22 protein-coding genes are annotated in these 24,486 nt (G+C 72.1%); 10 read left to right on the forward strand and 12 right to left on the reverse strand.

Features of this window, described 5'->3' with window-relative positions; translation table 11 throughout:
* Positions 1 to 289: 289 nt before the first annotated feature.
* On the reverse strand, positions 290 to 1,435 hold the full coding sequence (locus ABD999_RS39875) for a Fic family protein (RefSeq protein WP_271276460.1): 1,146 nt from the start codon (positions 1,433 to 1,435) through the stop codon (positions 290 to 292).
* Between the two features lie 23 nt (positions 1,436 to 1,458).
* The gene (locus ABD999_RS39880) at positions 1,459 to 2,049 is read right to left on the reverse strand and encodes a TetR/AcrR family transcriptional regulator (protein ID WP_271276461.1); all 591 of its coding nucleotides are present in this window, start codon (positions 2,047 to 2,049) and stop codon (positions 1,459 to 1,461) included.
* Positions 2,050 to 2,126: 77 nt separating this feature from the next.
* Between ABD999_RS39880 and ABD999_RS39885 the strand changes: the two genes are divergently transcribed.
* Positions 2,127 to 3,008, forward strand: a complete 882-nt coding sequence (locus ABD999_RS39885) for an alpha/beta hydrolase (RefSeq protein ID WP_271276462.1) — start codon at positions 2,127 to 2,129, stop codon at positions 3,006 to 3,008.
* A 51-nt stretch (positions 3,009 to 3,059) separates the two neighbouring features.
* Here the strand turns inward: ABD999_RS39885 and lon are convergent, their stop codons facing one another.
* Complete coding sequence (gene lon, locus ABD999_RS39890) at positions 3,060 to 5,420, reverse strand: endopeptidase La (RefSeq protein ID WP_271276463.1); 2,361 nt, start codon at positions 5,418 to 5,420, stop codon at positions 3,060 to 3,062.
* 174 nt (positions 5,421 to 5,594) lie between these two features.
* On the opposite strand from lon, the gene ABD999_RS39895 reads away from it, so the two are divergent.
* The 5 genes from ABD999_RS39895 to ABD999_RS39915 all read left to right on the forward strand — a co-directional run bounded on the left by ABD999_RS39895 (position 5,595) and on the right by ABD999_RS39915 (position 10,939).
* Positions 5,595 to 6,845 (forward strand): sensor histidine kinase, encoded by a 1,251-nt coding sequence (locus ABD999_RS39895; protein ID WP_271276464.1) that lies wholly within the window; start codon positions 5,595 to 5,597, stop codon positions 6,843 to 6,845.
* Positions 6,842 to 7,498, forward strand: coding sequence for a response regulator (locus ABD999_RS39900; RefSeq protein ID WP_271276465.1), 657 nt, complete (start codon positions 6,842 to 6,844; stop codon positions 7,496 to 7,498). The genes ABD999_RS39895 and ABD999_RS39900 overlap by 4 nt, the downstream gene beginning before the upstream one ends.
* Before the next feature lie 31 nt (positions 7,499 to 7,529).
* Positions 7,530 to 8,888: a phenylacetate--CoA ligase family protein gene (locus tag ABD999_RS39905; RefSeq protein WP_271276466.1), complete on the forward strand. Its 1,359-nt coding sequence runs from the start codon at positions 7,530 to 7,532 to the stop codon at positions 8,886 to 8,888.
* Between the two features lie 212 nt (positions 8,889 to 9,100).
* Positions 9,101 to 9,862, forward strand: coding sequence for an alpha/beta hydrolase (locus ABD999_RS39910; RefSeq protein WP_271276467.1), 762 nt, complete (start codon positions 9,101 to 9,103; stop codon positions 9,860 to 9,862).
* Positions 9,863 to 10,195: 333 nt separating this feature from the next.
* Entirely contained in the window at positions 10,196 to 10,939 is a 744-nt protein-coding gene (locus ABD999_RS39915; protein WP_271276468.1) for an SDR family NAD(P)-dependent oxidoreductase, read from the forward strand.
* A 113-nt stretch (positions 10,940 to 11,052) separates the two neighbouring features.
* Here the strand turns inward: ABD999_RS39915 and ABD999_RS39920 are convergent, their stop codons facing one another.
* Positions 11,053 to 11,442: a DUF4180 domain-containing protein gene (locus ABD999_RS39920; RefSeq protein WP_271276469.1), complete on the reverse strand. Its 390-nt coding sequence runs from the start codon at positions 11,440 to 11,442 to the stop codon at positions 11,053 to 11,055.
* 363 nt (positions 11,443 to 11,805) lie between these two features.
* Positions 11,806 to 12,207 carry a helix-turn-helix domain-containing protein gene (locus ABD999_RS39925; RefSeq protein ID WP_271276470.1) on the reverse strand — a complete coding sequence of 134 codons (402 nt, stop codon included), beginning with the start codon at positions 12,205 to 12,207 and terminating at the stop codon, positions 11,806 to 11,808.
* A 99-nt stretch (positions 12,208 to 12,306) separates the two neighbouring features.
* Between ABD999_RS39925 and ABD999_RS39930 the strand changes: the two genes are divergently transcribed.
* Together ABD999_RS39930 and ABD999_RS39935 are read left to right on the forward strand one after the other, a co-directional pair.
* Positions 12,307 to 12,999: an MBL fold metallo-hydrolase gene (locus tag ABD999_RS39930; protein WP_271276471.1), complete on the forward strand. Its 693-nt coding sequence runs from the start codon at positions 12,307 to 12,309 to the stop codon at positions 12,997 to 12,999.
* 280 nt (positions 13,000 to 13,279) lie between these two features.
* Entirely contained in the window at positions 13,280 to 14,677 is a 1,398-nt protein-coding gene (locus ABD999_RS39935; RefSeq protein WP_271276472.1) for an MFS transporter, read from the forward strand.
* Here ABD999_RS39935 and ABD999_RS39940 read toward each other — a convergent pair.
* A complete protein-coding gene (locus ABD999_RS39940; RefSeq protein WP_271276473.1) occupies positions 14,659 to 15,888 on the reverse strand; it encodes a cytochrome P450 in 1,230 nt (409 codons plus the stop codon). The genes ABD999_RS39935 and ABD999_RS39940 overlap by 19 nt on opposite strands.
* 67 nt (positions 15,889 to 15,955) lie before the next feature.
* Between ABD999_RS39940 and ABD999_RS39945 the strand changes: the two genes are divergently transcribed.
* Positions 15,956 to 17,305 carry an FG-GAP-like repeat-containing protein gene (locus ABD999_RS39945; RefSeq protein ID WP_271276474.1) on the forward strand — a complete coding sequence of 450 codons (1,350 nt, stop codon included), beginning with the start codon at positions 15,956 to 15,958 and terminating at the stop codon, positions 17,303 to 17,305.
* Between the two features lie 16 nt (positions 17,306 to 17,321).
* On the opposite strand, the gene ABD999_RS39950 is transcribed toward ABD999_RS39945, so the two are convergent.
* The 3 genes from ABD999_RS39950 to ABD999_RS39960 form a co-directional block, all read right to left on the reverse strand.
* A complete protein-coding gene (locus ABD999_RS39950) occupies positions 17,322 to 18,830 on the reverse strand; it encodes an alkaline phosphatase D family protein (RefSeq protein ID WP_271276475.1) in 1,509 nt (502 codons plus the stop codon).
* Positions 18,831 to 18,921: 91 nt separating this feature from the next.
* Positions 18,922 to 19,500, reverse strand: coding sequence for an HAD family hydrolase (locus ABD999_RS39955; RefSeq protein WP_271276476.1), 579 nt, complete (start codon positions 19,498 to 19,500; stop codon positions 18,922 to 18,924).
* On the reverse strand, positions 19,497 to 20,303 hold the full coding sequence (locus ABD999_RS39960; protein WP_271276477.1) for a hypothetical protein: 807 nt from the start codon (positions 20,301 to 20,303) through the stop codon (positions 19,497 to 19,499). Before ABD999_RS39960 ends, ABD999_RS39955 begins: the two co-directional genes overlap by 4 nt.
* Positions 20,304 to 20,471: 168 nt before the next feature.
* On the opposite strand from ABD999_RS39960, the gene arfB reads away from it, so the two are divergent.
* Positions 20,472 to 20,879, forward strand: coding sequence for an alternative ribosome rescue aminoacyl-tRNA hydrolase ArfB (arfB, locus tag ABD999_RS39965; protein WP_148032495.1), 408 nt, complete (start codon positions 20,472 to 20,474; stop codon positions 20,877 to 20,879).
* Here the strand turns inward: arfB and ABD999_RS39970 are convergent, their stop codons facing one another.
* From ABD999_RS39970 to ABD999_RS39980, 3 genes are all read right to left on the reverse strand, one after another.
* A complete protein-coding gene (locus tag ABD999_RS39970; protein WP_271276478.1) occupies positions 20,880 to 21,413 on the reverse strand; it encodes an NADPH-dependent FMN reductase in 534 nt (177 codons plus the stop codon).
* 83 nt (positions 21,414 to 21,496) lie between these two features.
* Entirely contained in the window at positions 21,497 to 23,476 is a 1,980-nt protein-coding gene (locus ABD999_RS39975; protein ID WP_271276479.1) for an ABC1 kinase family protein, read from the reverse strand.
* A gap of 24 nt (positions 23,477 to 23,500) precedes the next feature.
* The gene (locus tag ABD999_RS39980) at positions 23,501 to 24,424 is read right to left on the reverse strand and encodes an acyl-ACP desaturase (protein WP_148032498.1); all 924 of its coding nucleotides are present in this window, start codon (positions 24,422 to 24,424) and stop codon (positions 23,501 to 23,503) included.
* Between the last annotated feature and the right edge of the window lie 62 nt (positions 24,425 to 24,486).

The following is a 24,486-nucleotide window of genomic DNA, read 5'->3' on the forward strand; positions in this document are numbered from 1 at the left end:
CACTTCCCCATGGCTGAAAGGCGGCCCATGGCCGCGGAGCTGGAAACGATCCCGTACGAGAGCCGGTCGCTCTATCGCGAACCCGGATGGAACGGCAGATGGCTCAGCCGGCGCAGCACGTAACAGGGCATGATCACGGGAAGACCTTCGAGGGAGGGCGGGCGGTTATCGGGCCTGGCGGGCGGTCATCCGCCCCATGCGCAGGCGACGACACCGGCCGGATCGGCGATGCGCGTGTCCCTCGGTCATGCTCATGCCAACGACGCCCCGCGGCGCGGCTATTCCTGACTCACGGGGTGACGTCGCTCACTCGGTAGGGGTCGCGGAGCGGCTCGGCCCGCCGGGCGAAGTCGGCCTTGATCGCGCGCATGCGCGGGCCCGGCTCGTAGAAGCGTCCCTTGGTCTCCCCGTACGGCTGGAGCCAGCCCTTAGCGGCCAGCTCCCGCAGGTCGCGGGCGGCCTGACCCTGGCTGAGCCCTTCGTCGGCCTGGTAGCGGCTCCTGCGCAGCCTGCGGTTGACGAACACCTCGTAGAGCGCGGACACGGAGCGGGTGTTGAGCCCGTCGGCGTCGACCCGCTCTTCGAGCAGCATCCAGATCTCCCCTGCCTGGGTGAGCCGCTGACGGACGCGCTGGGCCTGCATGTGGTGGGCACGCAGGCAGAACCGCACCCAGGAGTGGGTGTCGCCGTGCGGCCCCCACGCCCCGTGCTGCACTTCCCGGAGCGCGCGGTAGTAGTCGGTCGTGTTCTCGCCCGTGCCGAGCCATTCCTCGATCGAGGAGAATTCGGGCGTGAGAATCTGGTCGCGCCCCAGCACCAGGGTTTGCAGGGCCCGTGACATCCTGCCGTTCCCATCACGCCAGGGGTGGATCGCCACCAGGTTGAAGTGCGACATGGCAGCCCGGACATAGCTCGGCGCGTCGAGATCTCCGGAGTTGAGCCAGTCGACGAGCTCGTCGAGCAGGCCGGGCACCTCCTCGACGTCCGGCCCCTCGTAGACCACCTCGCCCGTCGCGGCACTGCGGACGTAGATGCCGCCCGGGCGCACCACCCCCGGGGTCTTGTCACGGTGGTGGCCGATCATCATGAAATTGAGCGCGTTGAGCAGGCCGATGTCGTAGCGGAACACCGGGGCCCTCGACAGGAGCTGGATATAGGTGAGCGCCTGCTGGTAGCCCGCGATCTCGCGCGCCACCTGACCTGACGCCTCCAGCGGGTCTTCACCGGACATGATCGACTCGATGTCCTCGACGCTGGCGTGGTAGCCCTCGATCGAGTTGGAGCCCTGGATCGCCCGCGCCCGCAGCTGGCGGCGCAACTGGCCGTCCCAGCGGTGGGTCTCGGCCAGCCGGTATTTGAGATCGCGGCGCATGTCCTCGATCTCCACCAGCACGGCCTTGTCGGCCGGCTCCAGCTCGGGCGTCCCGTACAGCATGGAACCATGGAAGCATGACCGAATCATTCGGTCAAATGAGCGGATGATTCGGTCATTTGGGAGATCTGCCGATCGAGGATGCGTATCGCGCGATCCGCCGTGAGGTGTCCGAGCAGCAGGTCAGAGGCCAGCCCGTCGGTCAGCGCCAGGAGGGTGTCCGCGGCCGTCGCGGGATCGGCGGTGAGCCCTTCCAGGCGCTCGGCCACCGCCGCGGACAGCAGGGCGCGGCCCTCCCGGTAGCGGGCGGCCATGGTGTCGTCGTTGAGCGCGCGGAAGAAGACCGCCACCCCGACCAGCGTCGCCGTCCGGGCCTCGGCGTCCAGCGGCAGCATCGCCAGGAGCAGGGCGCGCACCAGGTCGCGGGGCGTGGCGGACTCCATCCCCGCCAGGCTCCGCCCGAGGCGTTCTCTCAGCTGATCGCGCAGGCGGGCGGTCGCGTACAGGAGCATCTCGTCCTTGCTCGCGAAGTAGTGCTGGACCAGCCCGATGGACATGCCCGCCGCCGCGGCCACCTCGCGCATGCTGACCGCCTCCAGGCCGCGCGAGGCGGCGATGCCCCACAGCGCCTCGGTGATCTGCTCGCGCCGCTGCTCGTGGTCGACCTTCTTCGGCATCCGCCCGCCTTCCCGATTTTCGCCATATGATCGTACGACAAAGGATGCAATATGATTGTATGGCAAAGGAGGGTGAGATGCCGAAGATCGGCCGCTTCGCCACGCCCGCCGCGCGGGCGGCGTACGAGAAGGTCTATGACGTGACGCTGGCCGCGCTGCCGTCACCGGCCGGGACGCATGACGTGGCGACGCCGTTCGGGCGGGTGCGCGCGTACCGGTTCGGCGAGGGCGGCGGCACGCCGCTGGTGCTGCTGCACGGCAAGTCGGCGACCGGCGTCATGTGGCTGCCGAACCTCCCCGGGCTGGCCGCGGCCCGCCCCGTGTACGTGCTCGACCTGCTCGGCGAGGGCGGCCGCAGCGAGCAGACCGCGCCGATCAAGGACGCCGGCGACCAGGCCGCCTGGCTGTCGGCCGCGCTCGACGGGCTCGGGATCGGCGCCGCCCACCTGGTCGGCATGTCCATCGGCGGCTGGCTGGCGTGCAATCAGGCCGTGCGGGATCCGCGCCTCGTGGCCTCGATCAGCCTGATCGACCCGGCCGGCACGCTGGCCCCGATACCGGCCGGGCTGATTCTGCGGACGATCCCGGTCATGCTGCCGTTCGTCTCGCGCTGGGCGCGGCCGCGCTTTCTCAGGTGGATCGACGGCACCGGCGGCGAGATCGCGCCGGACGACCCCGTGGCCCGGCTCATCTCCGCGACGATGGCGCACTACAGGCCCGCGCTCCCGCCTCCCGCGCGCTTCACCGACGAGCAGCTGCGCTCGATCACGGTGCCCGCGCTGGTGCTGGTGGCCGGGCGAAGCGTCATCCACGACCCGGCCCTGGCGGTGCGGCGGGCGCGTGACCTCATCCCCGGCGTGCGCGCCGAGCTGTGGCCGGAGGCGACGCACTCGATCTCCGGCCACTTCGCGGCCGAGGTGAACGAGAGCGTGCTGGAGTTCACCGCCTCCCTGCCTTGAGACCTCCCATACGGAAGACGCCCCGCCTGAGCGGGGCGTCCTCGTACGGGATCAGGCGGCGACGCTGCCGGCCACCTGAGCCGGGACGAGCGCGATGTCCAGGACCTCGCGCACGTCGCTGACCGCGTGGATGGTCAGCTCGTCGCGGACCTCCTGGGGCACGTCGTCCAGGTCCGGCTCGTTGCGCGCCGGGATGAGCACCGTGGAGATGCCCGCCCGGTGCGCCGCCAGCAGCTTCTGCTTGACGCCGCCGATCGGCAGCACCCGGCCGGTGAGCGAGATCTCGCCGGTCATCGCCACGTCCCCGCGGACCTGCCGGCCCGACAGCAGCGAGGCCAGCGCGGTCGTCAGCGTCACGCCCGCCGACGGGCCGTCCTTGGGCACGGCGCCCGCCGGGAAGTGGACGTGCACCGAGCGGTCCTTCAGCGCGGTGACCGGCAGCTCCAGCTCCGCGCCGTGGGAGCGCAGGTAGGACATCGCGATCCTGGCCGACTCCTTCATCACGTCGCCGAGCTGGCCGGTCAGGGTCAGGCCGGTCTCGCCGGTCTCCGGGTCGGCCAGCGACGCCTCCACGTAGAGCACGTCGCCGCCGGCGCCGGTGACCGCCAGGCCGGTGGCCACGCCCGGCACCGAGGTGCGCTGGGCGTTCTCCGGCAGCGACGACTCCGGCACGAACCTGGGCCTGCCCAGGTAGGCGGTCAGGCCGTCGGCGCCGACCGTGACCGGGAGCTCGTCGCCGGCCGCGACCTTGCGCAGGATGCGGGCGACCGACCGCTCCAGGGAGCGGACGCCGGCCTCGCGGGTGTACTCGGTGGCCAGCCTGCGCAGCGCCTCGTCCTCGACGGTGACCTCCTCGGCCGTCAGACCGGCCAGCCCGAGCTGGCGGGGCACCAGGTGGTCGCGGGCGATGGCGACCTTCTCGTCCTCGGTGTAGCCGTCGAGCGTGACGACCTCCATCCGGTCGAGCAGCGGGCCGGGGATCGCCTCCAGGACGTTGGCCGTGGCCAGGAAGAGCACGTCGCTCAGGTCGAGCTCGACCTCCAGGTAGTGGTCGCGGAACGTGTGGTTCTGCGCCGGGTCGAGCACCTCCAGCAGCGCGGCCGTCGGGTCGCCCCGGTAGTCGGCGCCGACCTTGTCGACCTCGTCGAGCAGCACGACCGGGTTCATCGAGCCGGCCTCGCGGACGGCGCGGACGATGCGGCCGGGCAGCGCGCCCACGTAGGTGCGCCGGTGGCCGCGGATCTCCGCCTCGTCGCGGACGCCGCCGAGCGCGACCCGGACGAACTTGCGGCCCATGGCGCGGGCGACCGACTCGCCGAGCGAGGTCTTGCCGACGCCGGGAGGGCCGGCCAGGGCGAGCACGGCGCCGCTGCGCCGGCCGCCCACCACGCCGAGCCCCTTCTCCTGGCGGCGCTTGCGCACGGCCAGGTGCTCGATGATGCGGTCCTTCACATCGGACAGGCCCGTGTGGTCGGCGTCCAGCACCTCGCGGGCGCCGACGATGTCGTAGTTGTCCTCGGTACGCACGTTCCACGGCAGGTCGAGGACCGTGTCGAGCCAGGTGCGGATCCAGCCGGTCTCCGGGGACTGCTCGGAGGTCCGCTCCAGCTTGTCGACCTCCTTGAGTGCGGCCTCGCGCACCTTCCCGGGCAGGTCGGCCGCCTCGACGCGGGCGCGGTAGTCCTCCTCCTCGGTCTCGGCCGAGTCGCCGTTGAGCTCCTTCAGCTCCTTGCGGATGGCGGCGAGCTGCTGGCGCAGCAGGAACTCGCGCTGCTGCTTCTCCATGCCCTCCTGGACGTCCTTGCGGATCGTCTCGGCCACGTCCAGCTCGGCCAGGTGCTCGCGGGACCATTCGACCAGCTTGGCCAGCCGGTCGGCGGGGTCGCCGGCCTCCAGCAGCTCCACCTTCTGGGCGGTGGACAGCCACGGGGTGTAGCCGGAGCTGTCGGCCAGCACCGAGGGGTCGTCGATCTGGTTGACCTGGTCGACCACCTGCCAGGCGCCGCGCTTCTGCAGGATGGTGGTGGCCAGGGCCTTGTACTCCTTGGCCAGCTCGTGGGCGCGCTCACCGGCGGGGACCGCGTCCACGGTCACGGCCTCCACCCACAGCGCCGCGCCGGGGCCGGTCGTGCCGGCGCCCATGCGCACCCGGTCGACGCCGCGGACCACGGCGGCGGGCTCGCCGCCGGGCAGCCGCCCGACCTGCTCGACGACGGCGCGCACGCCGACGGCGCCGTAGCGGCCGTCGATGCGGGGAACGAGGAGCACCTGTGGCTTGTTGCCATCGGATGCCTGGGCCGCGTCGATCGCGGCGCGCACCTCGGAGTCGGACAGGTCCAGGGGAACCACCATGCCCGGCAGCACGACGGCGTCGTCCAGCGGCAGAACCGGCAGGATCAAGCTCTCACTCATGCGAACTCCAAAGGGTTGAGTTATACCGACTCAATTCATCGGAGCCTCGTAATGTTCCCTTGCTTGCCGATGTTCGCTCAGAGCGAGCGTAATCATGTAAGTGATACCTAAGGGTGAGAACGGATCAGACCTGGGTGCGACGCGCGGCGCGCACCCGGCTCGTAGTCTTCAACCGTGTTCTCGGCCGTGCTGCGCCCCATCCCTCTCGTGCTCTACAAGGGCGAGGCCGACCCGCCCACGCCCCGGTCCCGCCGGCTGGCCATGCCGGTGCCGCGCTGGCTCGGGCTGCTGCCGTTCCGCACGCTCGACCTGGTGCGGACGGCCGACGCGCTGCTGGCCCTCATCCTGTTCCTGACCACCTACGACCGGGTCCTCCAGCATGACGAACGCCTGGCCGTCGCCTATCTGGCCGCGCTGGGGGTCGCGGTGCCGCTCGTGCTGCGCGACCGGAGGCCGCTGGCGGCCTGGCGCGCCTCGCTGGCCCTGCTGCCCGCCGGGCTCTGGGTCTCCTTCGAGCTGGGCATCGACTACGAGGACAACCCCTACACCCCGGAGATGGTGCTCTCCTACCTGCTCGTGGCCTACTCGGTGGCGGTGCGCTGCGATCGGCGGATCACCGGCGCTGCCTGGGTGATCAGCGTGCTGGTGATGTGGATCGCCTTCCCCAACGGCATGCCGCTCGGGTCGGTCATCGTGGGCGCCGTCATGCTCCTCGGCTACAACGTTCGGGTGCGGCGCAGCGCCACCGAGCGGCTCGCCCTGGAGGAGCGGCGCAGCCAGGAGGCCATGGGCGCGCAGGCCGTGCTGGAGGAGCGCGCCCGCATCGCCCGCGAGCTGCACGACGTGGTGGCCCACCACATGTCGGTGATCGCGATCCAGGCCGAGGCGGTGCCGCTCAAGGCGGCGGGCGACCCGGCCCAGCTGGAGGCGGGGCTGGCCGGCATCCGCGCGCTGTCGCTGGAGGCGATCGCCCAGCTCCGGCAGGTGCTCGGCGTGCTGCGCGACGAGGAGGGCCGCACCGACACCGCCCCGCAGCCCGGCCTGGAGCAGGTGGACGACCTGGTGGCCAACGCGCGGGCGGCCGGGCTGTCCGTGCTGGTCAGGCGGCCCGAGTCGCTGGAGAGGGTGCCACAGGCGGTGGGCATGTCCGCCTACCGGATCGTGCAGGAGTCGCTGAGCAACGCGATGCGCCACGCCCCCGGCGCGACCGTCGTGCTCGACATCGGCCGCGACGACCACGGCGTGCGCCTGCACATCACCAACGGCCCCGGCTCCTCCCCCGCCCACTCGCCGGGCGCCGGTCACGGGCTCGTCGGCATGCGTGAGCGGGCGGCGCTGCTCGGCGGCACACTGGAGGCGGGGCCGGTCCCGGTGGGAGGCTTCCAGGTGACCGCGGTGCTGCCGACCGGACGGGGTTCAGGGTGATACGGGTTCTGATCGCCGACGACCAGGGCATGGTGCGCACGGGCTTCACCGTGTTCCTGAGCTCCCAGCCCGACATCGTGGTCGTGGGCGAGGCGGGCGACGGGCGGGAGGCGATCGAGCGGGCCGCCGAGCTGGCGCCCGACGTGGTGCTGATGGACGTGCGGATGCCGGTGATGGACGGGCTGGAGGCCACCCGGCGGCTGTGCTCGCCCGGCTCGCGGTCCAAGGTGCTCATCCTGACCACGTTCGACCTCGACGACTACGTCTACGAGGCGCTGCGGGCCGGCGCCAGCGGGTTCCTGCTGAAGGACGCCTCGGCCGCCCAGCTCGCCGAGGCCGTCCGGGTGGTGGCGGCCGGCGACGCGCTCATCTCACCGGGCGTGACAAGGCGGCTCATCCACGAGTTCGCCCGGCTGGGGCCGCGGCCCGCGCCCTCGGCCGTCCGGCTGAGCCTGCTGACCGAGCGCGAGAGCGAGGTGCTCACGCTGGTCGCGCAGGCGCTGTCCAACCAGGAGATCGCGCGGAAGCTGGTGCTGGCCGAGCAGACGGTCAAGACGCACGTCGGGCGGGTGCTGATGAAGCTGGGGCTCCGCGACCGCGCTCAGGCGATCGTGTACGCCTACGAGACCGGGCTGGTGCGGCCGGGCGAGTGACGGGCCGGGGTTCCGGTCGTACAGTCGGCTGGTGGACCTGGTCAAGCTGTTCCATGACGTGGTGGAGACGGTGCCCGCGTACCGGGCGTTCCTGGCGGAGCACGACATCGACCCCGCCCAGATCCGGACATTTCAGGATTTTGTGGGCTTGCCGATGACAAGCAAGGACACGTACACGCGACGCCACCCGCTCCCTGACCTGTGCCGTCATGGGGTGATCGGTGACATCGTCGCGGTGTCGTCCGGGTCGACGGGTGAGCCCGCGTTCTGGCCGCGCACCGCCGCCGACGAGAAGGCCGTCGCGGCCCGCTTCGAGGAGGTGTTCCGCGACTCCTTCGCCGCCCACGAGCGGCGCACGCTGGCGGTGGTCTGCTTCACGCTCGGCACCTGGGTGGGCGGGCTGTTCACGCTCGCCTGCTGCCGCCGGCTGGCCGAGCTCGGCTACCCGGTGACGGTGGTGGCGCCGGGCGGCGACAAGCGGGAGATCCTGCGGGTGGTGCCCGAGCTGGCGCCGCACTTCGACCAGGTGGTGCTGCTCGGCTACCCGCCCTTCCTCAAGGACGTGATCGACGCCGGGCTGCCCTGGTCCCGCTGGCAGGTCAAGCTGGTCACCGCCGGCGAGGTCTTCAGCGAGGAGTGGCGCACGCTGGTGGCCTCCCGCGCCGGCATCGCCGATCCGGTGCGCGGGATCGCCTCCCTGTACGGGACGGCCGACGCGGGCGTGCTCGGCAACGAGACGCCGCTGTCGGTGGAGATCCGCCGCTTCCTGGCGGAGCGGCCGACGGTCGCGCGTGAGCTGTTCGGCGAGTCGCGGCTGCCCACGCTGGTCCAGTACGACCCGGGGGCGCGCTTCTTCGAGGAGCACGAGGGGACCCTGCTGTTCTCCGGCGACAACGGCATCCCGCTGATCCGCTACCACATCGCCGACGACGGCGGCCTGATCCCGTACGAGCGGATGCTGGCCTTCGTCCGCGACCACGGGCTGGAGCCGTCGGCGCCCGGCCCCGAACGGCCCTTCGCGTACGTCTTCGGACGCAGCCGCTTCACCGTGTCGTACTACGGGGCGAACGTGTACCCCGAGAACATCTCCGTGGGGCTGGAGCAGCCGGAGGTGGCCGGGCTGGTGACGGGCAAGTTCGTGATGGAGGTGGCGGAGGACGAGCGGCGCGACCGGCACCTGACGGTGACGGTGGAGTTGGCCCCCGGCGAGAAGCCGTCGGACGGCACGGCCGAGGCCGTGGGCGCGTCGATCCTGTCCCAGCTGCGGCGGCTCAACAGCGAGTTCGCCCACTACGTGCCGGAGGTGCGCCAGACGCCGGTGATCCGGCTGCGGGAGACCGGCGACCCTGACTACTTCCCCCCGGGGGCCAAGCACCGCTACACCCGCTGACTCCTCCGGAGGCCAAGCACCGCCACACCCGCTGACTCCCCCGGAGGCAAGCACCGCCACACCCGCTGGCGTCCCGAAGGTGGCGGGCCCCACCCCTGACGCGGGGGTCGGCCGGTCATCCTTCCGGCGTCGCGATCCGACTCCGGTACTACCCGCAAGATCAGCCCGTGCGGTGACGCGGAATCCGGGTCCGGATCCGTACCTTCGACGCCATGCGATTCAGGCACGGGATCCTCGGCATGCTGGCGCTCGGCGCGCTGCTGGCCCCACCCGCCCAGTCCAGCGGACGGCTGGTCCGGGTCTACGGCGATGTGGCCACGGCCGACCGGGTGGCGGTCATCGTGCCGGGCGCCGACATCACGGCGGAGACCTTCGACACCGGCAGCCACCGGCCGGGCGGCTCGGCCCGCGCCCTCCTGGCCGAGGCGGCCGACCAGTCGCCGGGCACGCGCCTGGCGGTCGTCGCCTGGCTGGGATACGACTCCCCACCGACCTGGAGCCTGAAGGTCATGACCGACTCATCGGCCGGTGAAGGCGCGCAGGCGCTCCGCGGCATGGTCACCGACCTCCGCCGCCGGACCGCGGCCCCGATCGCGCTCCTGTGCCACAGCTACGGCTCGGTGGTCTGCGCCGAAGCCGCCGCCTCCGGCCTCCCGATCGCGGATCTGGCCCTCGTCGCCAGCCCCGGCGTGGAGTCCCCCGCCGCCACGTTCAGCCCCGCGCGGGTCTGGGCCGGCCTGGGCTCGGACGACTGGATGAGGTTCGTCCCGAAGACCAAGCTGGGCCCCCTGGGTTTCGGCCAGGACCCGACGGACCCCGCCTACGGCGCCCGGCTGTTCGACGCGGGCGAGGCCGGCCACAGCGAATACTTCCGCCCCGGCTCCACGTCCCTCCGCAACCTCACCCGGATAGCTCTCGGCCACATTGAGGAGGTCGGCCGTCCCCCGCCAGGGAAGACGACCACTGGGCCATGACCGCGCGATCGCCGCCTCTCCGGGCGCATGCGGCACCGTCCCCCGGACGGCCACCGCTTACATGCAGCGCTGTTCCGGCAGGCCATCGCTTGCCTCCGGGCACATGCAGCGCCGTCCCCGACAGACCATCGCTTGCCTCCGGCACATGGAGCGCCGTCCCCCGGACGGCCATCGCTTGCATGCGGCGCTGTTCCGGCAGGCCACCGCTTGCCTCCGGCACACGCGGCACCGTTCCCGGCAGGCCACCACTGGAGGGTGCAGTCCTTACTCCGACCGGCCATGCTTGCTGTGCTCGCGGCCTCGATCCGAGTGAGCACGGCGATGAGTTGGAGTATGTCGGCCCACACCATGACCGATGCCGTCCTCGACGTCCGCATCATGACGGTTCGCTCGGCGAGATCGGGGGTCGACATCCTGCTGGCCGACTGGAGCGGCGTGCTTCTGCCGCACCTGCTCGCCGCACCCGATCCACGGGTGGTCACCGTCAGCAGTGGGGGGCAACGCTTCGCCCGCTTCGACCTGGAGAACCTCAACGCCGAACGCCGCTACCGCACGGCGTTCGCCTATGTGCAGTCCAAGCGGGCCAACCTCTACTTCGCCGTCGAACTGCAGCGCCGGGCCGACGCCGCCCGGCTGAAGCTGCGCAGCATGGCCGTCGCGCCCGGGCTGACCCGCACCAACGTGCTCACCGGAGGCGCCGACGGCAGCAGAGAACGGCTGCATGCGACTCGTACGCGCCTGCTGGTCCGCGTCGCCTTCTTGCCCACTCTGGAGGGCGCGAAGACCTCCCTGTACGCGGCGACCGTGCCCGATCTGCCCGGCGGCAGCTACATCGTTCCGGACGGGCCGCTGCAACTGCGCGGCGAGCCGACTCCCCGTACTCGCGAGCGCGCCATCCACGACACCGCCACGGCCGCTCACCTCTGGCGGCTCCGAACGGCTGACCGGCGTCACCTATGCCCTGTCCGCCGCCACAGCGACCCGCCCGCCGTAGTGTTCAACGCCGTTGAGTACGCCTACAGGACGTCCTCGCCGGGCCAGTTGCGGAGAACCCCTGAGGGTCGGCGGTGGGCCTGACGAGCCCGGTGAGCCCGCTGAGCCTGCTGAGCCCAGTAAGGCCGGTGAGCCCAGTAAGGCCAGACCCGGCGTCCGCAGCCGCCCCGCTGCCGCCGGTACGCACCAGGGCGTCCCTACAGGTTCGTAGCCGCGGGCTCGTCGGGAAGCCGGGCGCGAAGGGCTTCCAAGTCGGGGAGGAACCAGAGCTCGTCGCCTCGGTTGGCTTCGCGTACCCAGTCCCTGAGGGCACCGCTGGAGGCCACGTATTCGGAGATGTCGCCGATGACGGCGACCTTGATGCGGTAGTTGGCGAACTTCTGGATGATCTCGCCGGCGACGCGGGTGCTGAGACGCCAGAAATCCTCGTGCAGCCTGCCTGCGGGGATGGCCACGAAGTGCGCGCGGTGATACCACGCGTCGCCGATCAGGTCGAGGGCGTCGCGCTCCGTCCGCACCGGCGGGCCGTCCGCCTCGCACAGCAGGACACCGGGCATCAGGGTGGCGGGAGCGGGCTGGTCAGGCATGCGAGATCTCCAGGAGTAGGTCCGGCCGGTCACGGGCCGGGCAGGTCATGCGCCCAACGGGCGGGTCGGTGATGCGGCTAACGGACGGGGCTTTATTGCGACTAACGGGCGGGTCGGTGGCCTGGCGGGCGGTCAGAAGTACGTCTGGTGGGCTGGGCCGGTCATGGCACCGACGGGTCGAGGGCTACCGCTTGACCAGGGCGTGAACAAGACGGAGCACCTGGGCGAATGCGCCTGGCGGGCTCGGCCAGTCATGACGCCGGTCGGTCCGGTCTACCGTTTGACCAAGGGCGTCGACCAGCCGGAACACCTGGGCGGATGCGCCTGGTGGGCTGGGCCGGTCGTGACGCCGGTCGGTCGGGGCTACTGCTTGACCAGGGCGTCGATCAGCCGGAGGACCTGGGCGGTCGCCTCGAGGTCGCCCAGGACGACGACTTTCAGCCGGCCGCGTTCCTCGTCGTACACGCATTCGGCGCGGACGCCGGTGGGCCGGCCGCCGAGCGAGGCCAGGAGCATGGTGCTGACCCGGTCCATCTCGGCACGGTCGATGCCGTCGACGTTGACGATGGCCGACGCCTCGGCGTGCCGACCGGCAGGGGGTGGGGCGATCGGCAGGCCGGTGAACGCCTCAAGGTCTTCGCGGGCGATCCGATACTGCTTGCCGATCTTGACGGCCTTCAACCGGCCGTCACGGACGTACGCGCGGACGGTCTTGACGTGCAGGTCGAGCAGGTTGGCCACCTGCTCGACGGTATATCGTTCCATATACTTCCTCAACCTACCCTATTCAAAGGATTAATAGGGAATGGATCGCCGTTAGTGAAGAAGCTCTCGGGACCGGAGAGGCGGACGTACGTTGCCCGCATGGAACTGATCGAGCTGACCCCTCAGTTGCGTCTCCTCCGTTTCCCCGTCGGCAACGCCTACCTGTGGCACGAGCGCGACGCGCTGACCCTGATCGACACCGGCGTGGCGGGGTCGGGCAAGGACGTCGAGGGCGCGATCCACTTCCTCGGCTTCACCCTCGCCGACCTGCGGCACGTGATCGTGACGCACGGGCACGACGACCACCACGGCGCGCTGGCGGAGATCGCGGCCGATGCCACCGTCATGGTCCACCGGGCCGACGCGCCGGTGGTGCGGGGAGAGGCCGCGCAGCAGACGCCGGAGCGGGCGGACATGCCCGAGTGGGAGCGGGAGATCTACGACAGCCTGCCTCCGATGCCTCCCGTGCCCGCGGCCCGGGTGGACCGGGAGCTGGAGGGCTGCGAGGTGATCGACTTCGGGGGCGGCGCCGAGGTGATCCCCATTCCGGGACACACCGACGGCAGCATCGCGCTGCACCTGCCGGCGCACCGGCTGCTGTTCGCCGGCGACACCGTCGCGAACGTGAACGGGCAGGTCATCCTGGGCGTGTTCAACGCCGATCGGGCCAGGACGGCCGCGTCCTTCCGTCGGCTGGCCGACCTGGACCTGGGCCTGGTCTGCGTCGGGCACGGTGACCCGATTTCCGGCGACGCCTCCGCGTGCCTGCGCGAGGTCGCGGCCCGGCTCTGAGCCGCATACCGCCTGCGCGAGGCGGCGGCCCGGCTTTGAGCCGCATGCCGCCTTCGCCCCCCTGCGCGAGGTGACGGCCCAGCTCTGAGCCGCATGCCGCCGCGCCTGCGCGAAGGTCGCGGCCCAGCTCTGAGCCGCATGCCGCCGCGCCTGCGCGAAGGTCGCGGCCCGGGTCTGAGCCGTATGCGCGAGCGACGCCGCCCGTGATCCTGGTGCCCGGCGTTGAGCTGCGGGGAATGCCTGAGGCCGCCGGCTGTGCTGCTGCCTGGGGAGGTTCGCAATGGACGACGGGCACATCGAGCTCCGATCGGCGCGTGGCCGGTGGGTGCTGGCGGCGACCGTGCTGGGGTCGGGGCTGGCGATGCTCGACAGCACGGTGGTCAACGTGGCGCTGCCCTTCCTCGGCGCCGAGCTGGGGGCCGGCATGGCGGGCCTGCAGTGGACGGTGAACGCCTACACGCTCACGCTCGCCGGTCTGATCCTGCTGGGCGGCTCACTGGGCGACCGGTTCGGCAGGCGCCGGGTGTTCCTGATCGGGATGGTCTGGTTCGCGCTGGCGTCGGCGCTGTGCGCGGCGGCGCCGACGATCGAGTTCCTCATCGCGGCCCGCGCCCTGCAGGGGGTGGGCGGGGCGCTGCTCACGCCGGGCTCGCTGGCGATCATCCAGGCGTCGTTCTCCAAGGCGGACCGGCCGCGGGCGATCGGCGTCTGGTCGGGGCTGGGCGGGGTGGCGAGCGCGGTGGGGCCGCTGCTGGGCGGGGCGATGGTGCAGACGGCCGGCTGGCGGTGGGCGTTCCTGATCAACCTGCCGCTCGCGGCGCCGGCGCTGCTGGTGGCGGCCCGGCACGTGCCGGAGAGCAGGGACGAGCAGGCGGCGGGCCGTTTCGACGTGCTGGGGTCGGTGCTGGCCGCGCTGTCGCTGGCCGGGATCACGTACGGGCTGATCGAGCTGGACGCGCCGGTGCCGCTGGTCGCGGGCGTGCTGCTGGGAGCGGCGTTCGTGGTGCTGGAGTGGCGCCGGTCGCCGGACGCGCTGGTGCCGGTCGGCCTGTTCGCCGACCGGGTGTTCTCGGCGGTGAACGCGGTCACGCTCGTCATGTACGGGGCGATGGGCGTGGTGTTCTTCCTGCTGGCCGTGCAGTTGCAGGTGGTGTCGGGGTTCTCGCCGCTGGCGGCGGCGTCGGCGCTGCTGCCGGTCACCGCGCTGATGCTGCTGCTGTCGCCGCGCGCCGGCGAGCTGGCCAAGCGGCACGGGCCGCGCTGGCCGATGACGGGCGGGATCCTGCTGGCTGGCGTGGGGTTCGTGCTCATGAGCACGATCGGCGCCGACGTGTCGTACGCGCTGGTCGTGCTTCCGGCGGTCACCGTGTTCGGGCTGGGGCTGTCGGCGGCGGTCGCGCCGCTGACCGCGACCGTGCTGGCCACCGCCGACGACCGTCACGCGGGCACCGCGAGCGGGATCAACAACGCGGTAGCCCGCACCGGCGGGCTGCTCGCGGTGGCCGCGGTGCCGCCCCTGGTGGGGCTGGTCGGGGACGCCTTCAGGAACCCGGCGGTGTTCGACGCGGGGTTCCGCCGGGCGATGCTGGTCAGCGCGGTGATGATGGGCGTGGCGGCGCTGGTGACGGCCGTCGCCGTCAGGGAGAACGTGCTCGACCCTCAGAAGGTGAAGGCCTGACTGCGGACGCTGTTGTCGAAGTTGGACTCCAGCAGCTCCGGCTCCCCGACGGTGCGGATGCCGGGCAGCCTCGTCAGCAGCGTCCTGAACATGGTGCGCAGCTCCTGCCTGGCCAGGTTGGCGCCGAGGCAGAAGTGGGGGCCGGGGCCGCCGAAGCCGACGTGCGGCTTGGTGTCGCGGGTGATGTCGAACCGGTCGGGGTCGGGGAAGACGGACTCGTCGCGGTTGGCCGAGCCGTAGAAGAGCACGACCTTGTCGCCCTTCTTCAGCTCCAGCCCGCGCAGCGAGTAGTCCTGCGTGAGCGTGCGCCGGAACTGCATGATCGGCGAGACGTGGCGCACCATCTCCTCGATGGCGTTGCCGATGTGCGCGTCGAAGTCGCTCATGAGCAGCTCGCGCTGCGCCGGGTTGTCGGTGAGCAGCTTGATGCCGTGGGCCATGGTGTTGCGCGCGGTCTCGTTGCCGGCGACCAGCAGCAGCGCGAAGAACGAGCCGAGCTCGCGGTAGGTGAGCTTCTCGCCGTCGGGGTTGGCGGTGACCAGGAGGGAGACCAGGTCGCCCTTGGGGTCGGCGGCGCGTTCGTGGCCCAGCTTGATCACCATGCGCTGGAGGGCGAGCAGGGCCAGCATGTTCTGCCCGGCCATCTGGACGGTGCGGGCCAGGCTGGGCCGGATGCCGGTGTAGGCGGTGGAGATGTCGACGTGCTTGTGGACCCGTTCGCGCCACTCTTGCGGAATGTCGAGCATGTCGCAGATGACGTGGATGGGCAGCCGGGCGGCGACCTGCTGGACGAAGTCGCGCGGCCCCTGCGCGACGGCGTCGTCGACGATGCGCCCGCAGGCCGACTCGATGTCGGACTGCAGCCCCGCGAGCATCTTGGGGCTGAACGAGCGGGTCACGATGCGGCGCAGCCGGGCGTGTCGCGGGTCGTCCATGTTGACCATCGACTCGCCGAACACCTGCTTGACCCAGCCGGGCGGCTCGGGGTTGGTGACGGCCGGCTCGCTGGAGAAGACCTTGGCGTTGCGGCTGGCCTCGACCACGTCGGCGTGGCGCACCAGGGCGTAGAAGCCGGCGCCCGAGCGCAGGAACGGCACCTTCTTCTCCGGGAAGAACACCGGATGGTCCAGCTGCCGGAGCCGGGCGAACGCCTCGTGCCGCTCCTTGAGCGGCCTGCGCCAGAAGTCAAGATCAGCGAGGTCGATGTCCACGTGCCTATCCTGGCACGTTCCCGGGGCGTTCAATCCGGGTTCGGCTGGGCGCGACATGACTTGAGGTGTGAATGTTCTGCTCTCCGCGTGCCTGATTCTTCCCCTCGTCACCGGTACGGGCGCGGCGCTCCCGGCGTGTTCCGGCGCCCCCTCCGACTTCGACGGCGACGGCCGTCCGGACCTGGCCGTGGCCGCCCCGTACGACGACCGGCGGGCCGGTTCCGTGACCATCCTGTACGGGTCGGGACGCGAACAGCGGCTGGCCCAGGACGAGCCCGAGCCGGGTGACGCGTTCGGCGCGTCGCTGGCCGTGGGCCACTTCGACGGCGACCGGTGCGCCGACCTGGCGGTGGGGGTGCCGGACGAGTTCCTCGGCGACCGGGTGCCCGGCGCCGACGGGAACGGGGTGGTGCAGCTCTACCACGGCTCCCCCGGCGGGCTGCGGCCCGGCGAGGAGCTGTCGCTGGACGAACCGTCGAGCGACCGGTTCGGGGCGTCGCTGGCCGCCGGCGACTTCGACGGCGACGGCCGGGACGAGCTGGCCGTGGGCGCTCCCGGGCGCGGCCGAGGCGGCGGGGTGACGGTGTACTGGACGAAGGGGCGCGAACCGTACCCGATCACCCAGCGCACCGGCTGGGTGCGGCAGGCGGCGCGGGCCACCGACGGGTGGGGCGAGACGCTCGCCGCGGGCGACTTCGACGGCGACGGGCGCGACGAGCTGGTGGTGGGCGCGCCCGCCGACACGGTCACGAAGGACGGCCAGGGCTCGGTCACCGTGCTGGACCCGCGCCGGCGGCGGGCGCTGCGGCTGACCCAGAGCTCGCCGGGGGTCGCCAGCTCGGCGGAGAAGTGGGACGCGTTCGGCGCGGCGCTGGCGACCGGCGACTTCGACGGCGACGGGCGCGACGACCTGGCCATCGGCGTCCCCGGCGAGGGGCTCACCGCCGGGCAGCGGGCGATGGACTACGGCGACGGCGCCCTGCACGTGGTGTACGGGACCCGGAACGGGCTGCGCGGCGCCCGGTCGGAGATGTGGACGCAGCGGCTGCTGAAGGGCGAGCCGCGCTACTACGACCGGTTCGGGGCGTCGCTGGCGGCGGGCGACCTCGACGGCGACGGGGACGACGAGCTGGCGGTGGGGGTGCCCGGCGAGGACTCGGTGCAGGTGATGCCGGGCTCGCCGCGGGGCGGCCTGTCCCGGTACGGGGACGTACGGATCAAGGAGAAGGGCAGCACGGTGTCGGTGCTGCCCGCGCCGGGCGGGGGGCCCGCCACGCTGGTGGTGGCCGCGCCGGGCAGGGGCGTCGTGACGTCCCTGCCGGGGAGGCGCGGCGAGGGGACGGCGCCGCGGTTCGGCAGGGCGCGCGAGATGGGCTCCGGCGAGGGGTTGTACGGATACGCGCTGGGCACCCGCTGACCGGCGGCCGCGGCGTTCAGGCCGACTCGGCCGGGATGGTGGTGCGGTGGGAGGTGCGGGCGGGGGCGCCGCGGCGGGAGACGTAGTCCAGGGTGCGGAAGTCGACCGACAGCTCGTCGCCCGTCAGGCGGGCCATGAGGTACCCGCGCCGCTGGTCCATGTACGAGATGTGCGGGTTCTCCGCGAGGGACTCGGCGATCCAGGTGCGGTCGCGGTAGCCGTCGCCGTCGCTGGCGATCGAGGTGGCGATCAGTTCGCGGGCCACCACGGGCGCGTCCGGGTCGTCGAAGTCGGTCTTGAGGTCGGCCAGGTGGTGCATGTGGGCGTCGCCGGTGAGGACGACGGGGTTGGCGGTGCCGGACAGGGCGTTCAGCACGCGGGTGCGCTCGGGGGCGTAGCCGTCCCAGGAGTCGAGGTTGACGTCCCGTCCCGGGCCGGCGCGGAAGTCGCGGTGGGTCATCATGATCTGCTGGCCGAGCAGGTTCCAGCGGGTGCCGGAGCCCTGGAGGCCGTCCTCCAGCCAGCGCCACTGGCCGTCGCCGAGCAGGGTGCGCCCGGTGGACAGGCGCTCGTCGCAGCCGGAGCGCACGCCGTCGCCGCAGGCCTGGTCGTCGCGGAACTGCCGGGTGTCGAGCAGGTGGAAGCGGGCGAGCGAGCCCCAGGAGACGCGCCGGTTCACCTGGATGGCGGCGCCGCGCAGGCTGCCGCGGCGCAGCGGCATGTTCTCGTAGTAGGCGCGGAAGGCGGCGGCCCTGCGCCGGGCGAAGGCGGGGGCGCCGGTGCTGGAGACGGGGCCGGCCCAGTTGTTCTCCACCTCGTGGTCGTCGAACGCCACCAGCCAGGGCGCGGCGGCGTGCGCGGCCTGGAGGTCGCGGTCGCTCTTGTACTGGGCGTGCCGCAGCCGGTAGTCGGCCAGGGTGGCGCACTTGCCGGGGGTGTGGGTGCGGACCCGCTTCCCGGACAGCGCGGTGTAGCCGCTCGGCGCGTACTCGTACAGGTAGTCGCCGAGGAACACCACCAGGTCGGGCTCCTGCTCGGCCAGGCGCCGGTAGGCGGTGTAGAAGCCGTGCTCGAAATGGGCGCAGGCGGCGACGGCGAAGGCCAGCGGCGTCTCCACGCCGGCGGCGGGCGTGGTCCTGGTGCGGCCCTCGGGTGAGAGCCGGCCTTCGGCGCGGAAGCGGTAGAAGTACTCCCTGCCCGGGTCCAGGCCCTCGACCTCGACGTGCACGCTGTGGGCGTCGCGGGCGCGGGCGGTGACCGTACCGGAGGTGACGATCTCGGAGAAGCGCTCGTCGGCGGCGAGCTGCCAGCTGACGTCGACGTCGCGGGAGGGCATGCCGCCGAGGCCGGCGCCGCCGAGCGGGTCGGTGGCCAGGCGGGTCCAGAGCACGACCCCGCCGGGGGACGGGTCTCCGGAGGCGACGCCGAGGGTGAACGGGTCGGCTCTGAGCGTTCTGCGCGACGTGCCGGCCCGCGGGGCGAGGAGGCCCGCGGCGGCCGCGGTGAGGAAGGATCTGCGGTCCACGCTCCAGGTATGTCCGCACCCGCTGACCAGGCCGTGAAAGCGGCGTCAAAGGGGGATGAACAACACCCGTCGCCCTCCTCCGGCCCCCGGCTCACTCCAGGTGGGCGCGGAGGGCCGAGGCGCCGGTGTAGCGGACCGCCCGCATGCCGGCCGCGCGGGCGCCCTCGACGTTGTCCTCGCGGTCGTCGACGAAGAGCACGTCGGCGGGGTCGGCCGCGAGCTCGGCGGCGACGTGCTCGTAGATCCGCCGGTCGGGTTTGACCAGGCCGAGCCGGGCGCTGTAGAAGCGGTGCGGGATGGCGGCGATCCAGGGCAGCTCGTCCAGGGCGTCGGCGACGCAGGCGGGCGCGTTCGACAGCAGGGCGACGTCGCGGCCCCGCTCCAGCAGCTCGCGCAGGATCGCCAGGGAGCCCTCGTCGGGGTGCGACCAGCTGGCCGCGTCCATGGCGATCAGCCGGTCGAGCTCGGCCGCGGACAGGGGCCGGCCCGCGGCCTTCGCCCAGTACTCGGCCGGGCCGAGGGCGCCCCGGTCGAACTCCAGCCGGTGCGCCCAGTATTCACGCAGGAACTCGGCGGGGTCGGCGCCGGCGGCACGGGCCATGGCCTCCGCCTCGGCGACCGGCTGGGCGAGGGACAGGACGTTGCCGTAGTCGAAGAGGATCCATCTCATCCGAGGAATGGTCGCAGATGCGGCCCGAGCGCCGGGCAGCCGAGGTACTTCTCGGCGGTGTGGAAGTCAATCCAGTCGAGGTTGACCAGCTCCTCGGCGTCGACGCCGGTGAAGCAGCCGGCCAGCGCGGGCGGGATGGCCGCGATGTCGTCCTTGTCGGCGATGTTCACCCAGCGCCGCACGCCCTTGGGCCGCTCGCCGCGGCCGTTGACCGGGGCGGGCAGCAGCCGCTCGAAGATCACCTCGCGCATGCCGAGCGGACTGCCCAGCGTGATGAGCAGGTCCGTCTCCAGGTCGGGATACGCCCAGAAGGTCTCGTACGTGACGACGCTGCCGAGAGAGTGGGCGATGACCACCCTGGGCCGGTTGCGGCGGATGGTGTCGGCGACCGCCCCCCTGACCCGCTCACGCCTGCCCTGGTCGGTGAGGTACGCGGCGACCTCGGGGGCGAACAGCTCGGCGAACGCGGCCGACCGGCCCTCCAGCCGGGACAGCACCCAGGCGGTGAACGACCTCAGCGTGCCGGTGACGTACTCGCCGAAGCCGAGGTTCCCGGCCCAGCCCGCCGCGTCGCGGCGGGCGGCCGGCAGCGGGGCCGCGCGCGTTGTGGCGGGGTCGCGGAGCAGGTGGGAGAAGTACGCGACCTCGCTGAAGTACGTCCTGGCCGGGCCGCCGAGCGAGGCGTGCAGGTAGCGGTCCCACTTCTCGCGCATGGCCGTGGCCGCCCCGGCGGCGGACCCGCCCGCCCTGAGGTAGTAGTCGTACTTGCCGATGCCGTGCACGCCGACGATGCCTGCCGTCATGACTCCCCCAGGTGATGGATGCGCGATAGTGGCATACGCCGCTTGCGGGGCGCCGTCAACCCCGCGGAATCACGCACATACCGGGGATGTTGGGGGTATGACAGGAAATGTCGTTGCCCGGCACTCCCGCCCGTCTATACGTTGACCGTGCACAGAGGAAGGATCGTCATGCCCGCCACGCTGGTCGTCAACGACTCGGTCGTCATCCCCGACGCCGAGCTCGTCTGGCGTTTCTCCCGGTCCTCGGGCCCGGGCGGGCAGGGGGTCAACACCACCGACAGCCGGGTGGAGCTGACCTTCGACGTGGCGTCCAGCACGGCGCTGCCGCCCGCGCTGAAGGCCCGCGCCCTGGAGCGGCTCGGCTCGCCGACGATCACGATCGCCGCCTCCGAACACCGTTCCCAGCTCCGCAACAGGGAGGCCGCGCAGCAGCGGCTGGCCCAGCGGATCCGTGAGGCCATCGCGCCGCCGCCCAAGCGCCGGCGTCCCACCAAGCCGACCCGCGGCTCGGTCGAGCGCCGCCTGGCGGGCAAGAAGCAGCGCTCCGAGGTGAAGCGGCTGCGCCGCGATCTCTGATCAGACCGACAGCACCGGTTCGCGCAGGTGCGCCTGGCACAGCTGCCCGACCGTCTCGCGCACCTGGGCGCGCAGGTCGCGGGCCCAGAGCCGGCCGTCGTCGTCGAAGTGCGGGCACACGGGCGAGATCACCAGCTCGGACCCGACGGCCACCGCCCCCGCGCCCAGCAGCTCCTTGTAGAGCTCGGCCTGCGCCCACATGGCGCCGCACGCGCGGGCGCTGGCGCACATGACGGCGACGTGCTTGCCGTCCAGCACGCCGGCCCGCGCCATCCAGCCGAGCGCGTACTCCAGCTCGACCGGCAGCAGGCTGTGCTCGGGCGCGGTGAGCACCAGCGCGTCCGACTCCCCCACCAGCGCGAGCAGCTCGCGGACCACCGAGGGGGCCGGTCCCGGCTCGTGCGGGGGCACCTCGCGCAGGCGGGGCCACGCCTCGAGATCGGCGCCCGGCGGCAGTTCGCAGCGGATGGCGTCGAGGAGCCGGTTGACGTACGAACCCGCGTGGAGGCTGGCGGCGATCCCGATGATTTTCACCTACTGCTCCCCAAGGGGTCTTGTGTACGGCTGATGGGTCAGAAACCTGCCCGATGCCGTGGTTGTCCAAGACCATCCCTAAGTCAAGAGGATGTACGTTTCGCCGGAGTGTCCCGGGGGCGGCGGAAGATCAGAATCAGCACGCGCAGCACGAGCACGGCGCTGATCACCAGCAGGTTGTAGCCGATGAGCTGGAACAGCGTCATGCCGAGCTCCTCGCTGGCCACCGGCCCGCCGTCGACGCCGAGCAGGATGACGGCCATCAACCCGGCGGTCGCGCCGAGCACGGTGAGCAGCACCTGGTGCAGCAGCCCGGTCAGGAAGCCACGGTCGCGCTCGTCGGCCAGCAGCCGGACGTTGAGGCCGAGCCTGCCGTGCTCGGCGGCGCTGGCGATGCGCTCCACGCGCCGCGGCAGGCGGCGCAGCATCGGCAGCAGGGCGGCCAGCTCTTGCGCGGCCGCCTCCTTGAGGTTGCCGCCGTCGAACTGCTCGGACAGGTAGCGGCCGGCGAAGGCGCGGGCCTCGCTCATCAGGTCGAAGCCGGGTGAGAGCCGCACCAGCGTGCCCTCCAGCGTCGCCAGCGCCCTGAAGACCGCGGCCACCTCGGGCGGGATCGAGAGCCCGTACGAAGAGACGATCTTGAACAGGTCGGTGAACATCCGCACGCTGTCGAGGCCCGGCCCCAGGTGCTTGGCCATGAACTGGCCGAGCGCCCGCTCCAGCGCCGGCTCGTCGATGTCCTCCGGCCTGGGCACCACCTCCAGCAGGGCGTCGGTCACCGCGAGCGGGTCCTGCCGGTTCATGGCGAGCAGGAAGCGCTGCAGCGCGGCGCGGGCGGAGGCGTCGAGGCGGCCCACGGAGCCGAAGTCGAGCAGGCCCAGCGTGCCGTCGTCGAGCAGCATGAGGTTGCCCGGATGCGGGTCGGCGTGGAAGACGCCCTCGACGAGGATCTGCCGCAGCAGGCAGTCGAGCAGGTCGCGGGCCAGGCGGGGGCCCTGCTCAGGGGTGGCGGCGGTGACGGGCTTGCCGACCAGGCGCTGCATGACCAGGACCCGCTCGGTGCAGAGCGCGCCGACCGGGGTGGGATAGGTGACGCCGCCGCCGTCCGAGGCGGCGACGGCGGCCATGTTGGCGGCCTCGACGCGGAAGTCCAGCTCTTCCCTGATCGCCACCGCGAACCCCTCGGCCAGGTCGCGCACGCCGAGCCCGCGACCCCACCGGGTGCGTGACTCCAGGGTGACGGCCAGGCGGCGGACGATGTCGAGATCCCTGGCCACGGTGCGGCCGATGCCCGGCCGCCGCACCTTGACCACGACGTCCTCGCCGGTGCGCAGCCGGGCGGTGTAGGCCTGCGCGATCGAGGCGGCGGCGAGCGGGGTGCGGTCGAAGGCGGCGAACACCTCCTCGACGGGCCCGCCCAGCTCGGCGCGGAGCACCGGCTCGACGAGCTCCCACGGCTCGGCCGCCACCTGGTCCTGCAGCCGGCCCAGCTCCTCGATGAACTCGGGCGGCAGCAGGTCGCGCCGGGTCGACAGCACCTGCCCCAGCTTGACGAAGGTGACGCCGCCGTCGTCGAGCGCGAGCCGCAGCGAGCGGGCCAGCCGCACGGCGCCGGTGTGGTCCTCCGGCCGGTCGCCGCGCCCGCGCAGGTACGGGCCGAGCCCGTGTCTGACGGCGATCCGGGTGATCTCGGAGTAGCGCCTGGCCCGCGACAACCGGCCGCGCAGCGACCTGACCAGCTCCAGCGGCCCGGGGATCGACCCCGTGGGCACCAGCGCCTCGGCGACGACCAGGATGACCATCGGGATGAGCACGATGCACATCACGACCAGGATCAGCACCCACAGCGGGCCGAGGCCCACGTCCCGCGTGCCGTCCATCTGCGGAAAAGGGCTCAGGATCGGCGTGGTCAGCGGCCCGGCCAGCGAGAACGCCAGGAGGGCCGCCAGGAAGGTGCGCACCGCGCCGAACCGGACGCCGAGCAGACGCTGGGCGGCCGCGGCCAGCGCGATCACCATGACGATCGTGACGACCGCGACGACGAGCGTGACGGGGAGATCCATGGGGACGAATCATCCCATGCTGGATCAGCCTCTGGCTCGGGCCCTGCGCTCCTCGCGGCGGGCGACGAACCGGGCGGCCGTCTCGTCGGTCCTCTGCAGGAACTCCGACAGCTCCTCGCGGGCCCGCTCGCCCTCGGGGCCGAGGCCGGTCTTGTCGAACACGGACCACTGCCGCAGCACCGGCATGAGCACGTCGTCGAGGTGGAGGCGCAGGTCGTAGATGCCCTCGTGGGCGATGGTCATCGCCATGCGGGTGAAGCCGGCGATGTTGGAGCCGGGCATCTGGAAGGTGGTCACCACGTCGGTGACGGCCCGCATGGTCTGGTCGGGGTCGAGCTCGAAGGCCGCCTTGAGCAGGTTGCGGTAGAAGAGCATGTGGAGGTTCTCGTCGGCGGCGATGCGGGCGAGCAGGCGCTCGCAGCCCTCGTCGCCGGAGGCCGTGCCGGTGTTGCGGTGCGCGATGCGGGTCGCCAGCTCCTGGAAGGAGACGTAGGCGAGCTGCTGCAGCATCGTGCCGTAGTCGGTCATGAAGCCGCTCTGCATGTGGGCCATGCGGGCGCGCTCCAGCTTGACCGGGTCGACGGCGCGGGTCACGGTCAGGTAGTCGCGGATCGCGGTGCCGTGGCGATCCTCCTCGGCCGTCCAGCGGTGCACCCACGTGCCCCAGGCGCCGTCGCGGCCGAAGGTGGTGGCGATCTCGTGGTGGTAGCTGGGCAGGTTGTCCTCGGTCAGGAGGTTGACGATGAGCGACACGCGGGCCGGCTCGGGCAGCTTGGAGTCGCCCTCCTGCCAGGCCTCACCACCGTAGGGGCCGTCGAAGTCGCGCCCCTCGCTCCACGGAACGTACTCGTGGGGGAACCACTCCTTGGCCATCTTCTCGTGGCGGTCGAGCTCACCTGCCACGATCGGCTCGAGCTCGTGGAGCAGTTGCGTCTGCGTCATCGGCATGAAGGGATCCTCTCCTCCTCAAGGTTACGGCACCGTAGGTTAGGGTACCCCAGGGACGCCCA

Source organism: Nonomuraea ferruginea, from assembly GCF_039540635.1.
GTDB classification, from domain to species: domain Bacteria; phylum Actinomycetota; class Actinomycetes; order Streptosporangiales; family Streptosporangiaceae; genus Nonomuraea; species Nonomuraea ferruginea.